The sequence below is a fragment of the Paracoccus limosus genome (assembly GCF_009711185.1).
GTDB lineage: Bacteria > Pseudomonadota > Alphaproteobacteria > Rhodobacterales > Rhodobacteraceae > Paracoccus > Paracoccus limosus.
Genome location: NZ_WMIF01000051.1, coordinates 1 through 6511 on the forward strand (window position 1 = coordinate 1; position 6511 = coordinate 6511).

7 protein-coding genes and 1 pseudogene are annotated in these 6511 nt (G+C 59.8%); all 8 read right to left on the bottom strand.

Annotation, left to right across the window (positions count from 1 at the left end):
• Nucleotides 1–112: 112 nt before the first annotated feature.
• Nucleotides 113–1570, bottom strand: coding sequence for a DEAD/DEAH box helicase (locus GL279_RS18620; RefSeq protein WP_155066107.1), 1458 nt, complete (start codon nucleotides 1568–1570; stop codon nucleotides 113–115).
• Between the two features lie 4 nt (nucleotides 1571–1574).
• Nucleotides 1575–1733, bottom strand: coding sequence for a hypothetical protein (locus GL279_RS18625; protein WP_155066108.1), 159 nt, complete (start codon nucleotides 1731–1733; stop codon nucleotides 1575–1577).
• A 10-nt stretch (nucleotides 1734–1743) separates the two neighbouring features.
• Nucleotides 1744–2976: a Fic family protein gene (locus GL279_RS18630; protein WP_246175412.1), complete on the bottom strand. Its 1233-nt coding sequence runs from the start codon at nucleotides 2974–2976 to the stop codon at nucleotides 1744–1746.
• Nucleotides 2977–3211: 235 nt separating this feature from the next.
• Nucleotides 3212–4054 carry a metallophosphoesterase gene (locus tag GL279_RS18635; RefSeq protein ID WP_155066109.1) on the bottom strand — a complete coding sequence of 281 codons (843 nt, stop codon included), beginning with the start codon at nucleotides 4052–4054 and terminating at the stop codon, nucleotides 3212–3214.
• A gap of 34 nt (nucleotides 4055–4088) precedes the next feature.
• Entirely contained in the window at nucleotides 4089–4910 is an 822-nt protein-coding gene (locus tag GL279_RS18640) for a metallophosphoesterase (RefSeq protein WP_155066110.1), read from the bottom strand.
• Nucleotides 4911–4956: 46 nt separating this feature from the next.
• Nucleotides 4957–5574 (bottom strand): HAD family hydrolase, encoded by a 618-nt coding sequence (locus GL279_RS18645; RefSeq protein WP_170294025.1) that lies wholly within the window; start codon nucleotides 5572–5574, stop codon nucleotides 4957–4959.
• A 1-nt stretch (nucleotide 5575) separates the two neighbouring features.
• Nucleotides 5576–6151: a metallophosphoesterase gene (locus GL279_RS18650; RefSeq protein ID WP_155066112.1), complete on the bottom strand. Its 576-nt coding sequence runs from the start codon at nucleotides 6149–6151 to the stop codon at nucleotides 5576–5578.
• A 242-nt stretch (nucleotides 6152–6393) separates the two neighbouring features.
• Nucleotides 6394–6511 (bottom strand): annotated as a pseudogene (locus GL279_RS18655) (IS5/IS1182 family transposase); the annotation flags it as partial.

Here is a 6511-nt window from a genome sequence, read left to right on the forward strand (position 1 = left end):
AAGCCCTCGAAGAAGGCCCACTCATCGTCGGATATCAGGTTGCGCGCCAAGCCCATCTCCCAAGCAGAGATGAGCTTGAATCATAGGACGACTGCCAACGGAACCCCTTTTGTCAACACGGCCTAGCGAGGAACCGAAGCCCTTCAGAATCTTCGGATTTGGTAACGACATGGACCTCGTGTCCGCAATCGCGGCAGAACCTGGTTGGATACAGGCGACTTCCTGGAGCATCCGGATCCTCAAGCTGCCCCTCGAACATGACAGTTCGGGGAGCCTCGGTCAGCGTGGTGTGAAGCTCTCCCGCACCAGAAATGAACCGATGAAGCTTGAACGCCAGGAAAGCGCCTGAAGCTGCCCCGCCACGGTCAGCCTCGGGAAGGCTCACCCGGGTCAGGAATGTCGACAACGCCTCCCGACAAACCTCCGGCGAAACACCGCTGGCCTCTGACAATCTGGCCACCGCATCGCCAAACGGTGTGGGTTTCTTACGGGTTAGTTCTTGGCCATCTTCAAGTCCGATTTCCAGTTCAGCCCAGACAGCGAGGGGGTTCGACCGCAGATCGTTATCTGTCAGCACGTCTGGTAGCGGCGCGGTCAAAACGGATGCGAGGCGTGGGCGCACCATATCGAGGGTCAGTCCATCATCTGTGGCCCTCTGCAGTGTTTCATCTATGACTGCGTCCGGGCCGATCGTTGCCCCAAACAGCCGCGTCGCAACTGTCGCCACGGCATGAGCGCGACTTTCGCCCGAGCCTTCGCTTGCCATTGTCGCCGAGGTGCCTATACAAATCGGTGCTTTCAGAGGCGCGCAGCGGTTCCGTAGACGCCGAACAAGAATCGCGACATCCGTCCCTTGCCTTCCACGGTAGGTGTGAAGTTCATCAAGGACGATAAACTCCAGGCCAGATGCATTCCCGATAACTTTGGCGTCCAAATCCTCTTGGCGAGTCAGCAGCAGTTCCGCCATCATAAAGTTGGTCAACAAGATATCCGGGGGATTGTCGGCGATTCGTTGGCGCTCTTCGCGGCCTTCCTGTCCGGTATAGCGTTTCACAATCGGCCTGTGGGCCTCGGGCAATCCAGACTGCGAGATGAACTTCTCAATCTCCTTGATCTGGCTGTTTGCAAGGGCGTTCATCGGATAAACGATGATCGCGCGCGTGCGCCGTGGTTGGCCAGATTTCAGCGCCCGAACAATTGCATCGACCACGGGCACAAAGAAACACAGCGATTTCCCCGATCCTGTCCCGGTGGTGACGACGAAACTCTGCTCCATTTGCGCTTTCGAGATCGATTGCGCCTGATGCCGGTGGAGCCGGATTGGCTTGCCGTCAATGCGGAAGATCTGTCCCGTAGCTGGATCAAGATCACCGGAGGTCACCAACTCGTCAACGGTGGGACCCCGCCGGTAGCGCGGGTTAAGCGACAATAAACTCTCTGGCCAGAAACGGCCGGCGCTATACTCAGCCGCGACCTTTCGCCGAAGGTCATTGGCCCGAATTGAAATGAATGAATGTGAAAACTGCGAATATGTGTCAATCAGATCCTGATCGAATTCAAAGGCCTTCATAAAATTATCCTCGGATCTTCTCTTCGAGCATGAATACCCTGCCAACCTGTTGTTCATCAACAAAGTTGCAGCCACGCTTGGCCAACTTGTCGGAAAAATCGGGCATTCTTGTGGTTGAGTTCGCCACAACGAGGCCCGCATGCCGGGACTTGGTCCAGTGCATCAGGTGTCCTTTATCTTTCCGGGAACAGGTTCGGCATCCAGGCTGAGGAAAGCGTCGCCGGAAAATGCAGCCTGAACGGTGCCTTTGGGCTGTCCGAGGCCAAGGCCTCCAACTCCAATAGCCGCGCGGTGACTTTCCGCGCCTGACGGTCGCTGACGCCCAGCATGTCCGGGATTGCCCCTCTCTCCACCTCGCCCTCCATCAAGATGGCACGCAGCACGCGGTCGCTGCCTTTGATGACATTGCCGCGCATTTCTTCGCGCTGCGCCCAATCGATGATGCGGCCCCGTAAATCAGCAGGGCGCATCAGGCTGGACATGAAGGAAACCTGATCGATGCAGGATCGCAGAAAGAACCGGGCGAACTCGGCCAATCGGGCCTCTGACAGAGCGCCGCGGCCATCGGCACCTCCCGGGCGTTTGGCATCGGCGGCCGCGAGGCGGGCCTGGTAATCCTCGACACTGCGGGCGAGACCACGCGAGGCGGACCACAAGCCCTCGGATTTCACGGTGTCGCGCAGCATGGCATGCGCCACCATCCGAGACACGCGGCCGTTCATATCGGTGAAGGGGTGAACCCAGACAAGACGATGATGCGCACAGGCGGTCGCGAGCACGCTGCCGATCCGGCCCTGCATCCGATACATCCGGTGCATATGCGCCAGCATGCGGGGCACGGCGCCGGGGCTGGGCGGCACATGCTGGCCAACCTTCGCGTAACCCTCGCGAAACGTGCCGGGCACAATCCGGACTTCCTCGCCGTCCGGCCCCTTTTGCATCAAAAGGGCCTCTGGCAGACCGTCACAGAACCGCCGATGGATTTCGCGCAGAGTGTCAGGCTCCAGCGGGTGGCCGATCAACCCGCCCTCGTCGATCCATTTCTGAACCTCGATATGCGCCACCGCCTCGATCTGCAGATTGCGCTTCACCGGATCGGCGCTGAAATCCTGTCGCATCGCCCGTTCGATATCGATCGGGTGGGTGTCATGACCCTCGATCAGGTTCGAGTAGTAACAGTTCATCGAGCGCACGAGGCCGGCCAGTGGCGCCCGCACCGCTGCGGGAAGCGAGGCGGTCAGCTCGGCGGATGCGGTGGCCAGCTCCAGAGCCAGATCATTGAGCTCGGGGCGGTGGCGGGAAGCCTCCTCTGGGATGAGAGGTTCCATCAGATCGGGCGTCTCGCCGTCGTCACGTATCTGGGTCATGCCTGCGTCATCCGTTCCGTTTCGAGTTCCGCTTTTCATGCCACTACATCAATGACGATCAAGGTCAACTATCGTCAATTAATACTGGAGAAATATGCGGATGTGGCAGATATAAATCAATCGTCGAGTCCGCATTTAGTTCCGCTTATATGACCGCATCCTCGCGGCTTGCTGTCAAGCGCCGTATCAATGCAAATCGGCGGCGGGCCGCCCTCCAAAGAACGGCCCCCCCCAATCCGCGCTCGGCCGCAAAAAGCCACGACTTGCCTCTGAGTCACTTCGAGGCCCTGACAAGAGCCTGTAGGTCGATCAGCCCTCGCCGGACCCGATCTCCGATATCTGCGCTGCGGAATTCCTGCTCATACCCGACCGAGACGTTCCGCAGCAGGGTGCCGCCAGGCATTCGCAGCTCTGCGGGACGATGGGTATGGCCGAAGATCCAGGCGTCAGGCCTGTAGCGGTCGATCAGGTCATCCAGATCGCTGGTGAAACAGGGCGACAGCGGCGACATTGCGCCAGACACCGCCGCTGAAGGGGCGTGGTGCGTGATCACCACGGTCTTGCCGGGCCAGGGCTTCGCCAGTTCCGATATCAGCCATGATTTTTGGCGCTCGTGAACGGCAACCGTGTCTTCGGGCTGAAGCTCCCGTTCCGGGTCGCCGATCAGGATCGCACCATAGCCATAATCCGGCATCATCCGAGCGCTCCAGAGCGAGTCCTCGACGGCCGCTTCGCCCTCGGCCTCGAACAGGCGCAGGTCGGTCCAGAGCGTGGTCATCAGGATCCGGGTGTCGCCCAGTTCGATGCGGCGGCACGGGCCAAAGGCACATCCTGCCTCGCGGCAGGTGCGGTCCAGATCGGCGTCGAGGGTGTCGAGATTGCCGCCGTAATAATCGTGGTTTCCCGGGATGATGACAGTCTTTTCTGAGGGATAATGTGCGCCCAACCATGTGATTGCCTTTGGCCACCTGTGCGCCGCTTGCTCCGTCAGGTCGCCCGCAACGATCAGGGTATCGGCCTCCTGGCCAGCAAGCGCGATCTCCTCACCCAGGCGGCGCAGCACAGCCTTGTCAGAAATTTCATCGAGGTGCAGATCGGCGAGGACGAGGATCTTCATAGGGCATCCGCTTAGGTGTGGAAAGAGGGCAAGCTCAGGGCTTGCACGGGTGTGGCAGGGCGCGGAGGCTGCGGATCACGCACCCCGTCAGATCGTCAGGATGCATCTGATCGGGGTAACCAACCGAGACATTCTGCACCAGCGTTCCGCCGCGACCAAATCCCTTGTTTTGCAAATGGGTATGACCGAACAGCCAGGTTTCGGGTCGGTATTTCGTCATGAGCGGTTCAAGATCCGAGCCATAAGCGAAATCCATCTCGTCGCGAGGACCCTCGCTGATCAGGCCCGGCAGCGGGCAATGATGCGTCACGACTACGGTCGGTCCATCATACGGCACGGCCAGGCGGCTTTCGAGCCAGGCCCGGTGGTCGGCATGAACCCGGACCGTGTCGGCGGGCCGGATCTTGCGATAACCCTGTGAGGCGAGGCGAATATAGCGATAGTCGTTCATCTGGCGCTCCACGACCTCCATCGCCCATTCCGGGGCCTCGTCCAGTTGGAAATCAGTCCAGAGGGTCGCGCAGAGAAACCGCAGGCCGCCGATGAAGAATTCGGACTTCTGCGCAAAATGGACCCCGGCCTCGGCGCAGATGGCGGCAAGGCGGTCGTCGCCATCAAGGACGTGATCGTAATAATCGTGGTTCCCGGGCACGATGTAGATCTTCTCGGCTGGCATGTAGCGCTTCAGATGCGCGATCATATGCGGCCAGCGCACCTTGGGCTTGTTCGAGAGATCGCCAGCGATGATCAGCCCGTCGAAGGCGTCATATTGGCCGTAGGCAAGCCATTGGAACGGGTCGATCCCGACTTCAAGCCACATGTCGAGATGAAGGTCAGCAAGCACGAGGACGGACATCAGATTTGCCTTCGGAAGAGAAGCTAATTCTTGACCAGAAGCCTGGCTAATTGGGGCCAAGGAGTTTCGGCACATCGGCAAGGCATCGGACCTGCCCCGGGCCTGGTGCTGTCGCTCCGGGAACCAGGTGCAGCGCAGACATGCCCGCCGCCCTAGCGCCCTGAACATCCGAGACGAGGCTGTCACCGACCATCAGAATCTCGACGGCGGGAAGCCCGATCTTGCGTTGCAGCGCAGAGTAAAAGGCCGGTTCCGGCTTCACTGCCCGGATCTCGGGAGCGCAGGAGAGGCAAGCCGTGTCGATGAAATCCCGCAGCAACTCCAGTGCCGGCTCGACGTAGGCCGGGGCCAGATTACTGGCCAGTGCAAGCCGGAAACCTGCTGCCCGGAGCGTAGACAGCACCGCAAGCGTATCGGTCATCGGTTCGATGCTGGCGATTTCGCGGTCCAGATCGGCGCGCCATTCTGAGCGGAACGCCACTCCACAGGCCTCAGCGAATTCCTCGATCGTTGCGATGGGTTCGCGGCGCGGATCGAGACGCTGCGCGCCCGGCGTTCGGCTGGCCTCCGCCAGCAGGGATCGCCAAGGGTTGGTTGGCGCGGTGATCCTCAGGAGGGTGTCGAAGCAGTTGAAGGCCACAGCCTGTATTTTTGGTGTTCCCATTTCAGTCCTCCGCCGCAGTAGGCACGGGACAACCGGGCTCGACCTCGTCCCAATGCCTGTTGACCGGCAGACGTCTGGCGCGTTCCTCGATCTCCGGCAGGGTGATCGGGAGGAAATTCCGCATGTCGACGCCGACATTGATGCTGTTCCGCGTCCCGGGCCAATTCTGGTGAACATGGCCGAACAATTGCAATGCGCCGCGCCTCGCGCCGGGGAAGGTGATCATCGGATAATGACAAAGGAACAGGCGCCGCCCATCGACGATGATGTCGGCCATCGGCGCAACACCGTTCCACGGCAGCTCCCGGATCCACGACCGGTCATGGTTGCCGACGACAAGGTGTTTGCGTCCAGGAATGACGTCAAACATCTCGCGCACCGATGCCCTTTGAGCAATGGTCGCCTTGCTGGCCGCAAAATCCCCCAAAATCCAAAGGTCATCGTCAGGGCGAACGCGCGCCTGCAACTCGGCGACCATCCTTGCATTCATAGCCTTCGCATCCGGAAACGGCCGATTGCAGAACCGGATGATGTTCTCATGACTGAGATGCAGATCGGCTGTGAACCAAATGGTCATGTTGCTGGTCCTTTCGAGGCTGCCTCTTGCCGCAGGTGTGAGAGCTCCTGTGGCGAAGGCATGCGCGAGCTGCCGGCAAAAGCCCGGCAACCGCGGTGCGGTGGTGATGCAGTTCAGGGTAGTTCAGCTACGCCGCGGGGGCGCACCAACGGCATAGCGATCTGATCCTGATGAGCGCAAGATATATTTTTTATCTATTTCAATAGGTTATAAATTTTTCAGAAGCTAAATCTATCGCTAGGTCATGTTGACAAATGGCGGAGCCAGAGCCTGATGCAGGCGACGTCTACGAAGCCGAGGAAACTGTCTGCGGTTTTGTCGTAGCGGGTTGCCAGCCGGCGGCTGTTTTTCAGTTTGCTG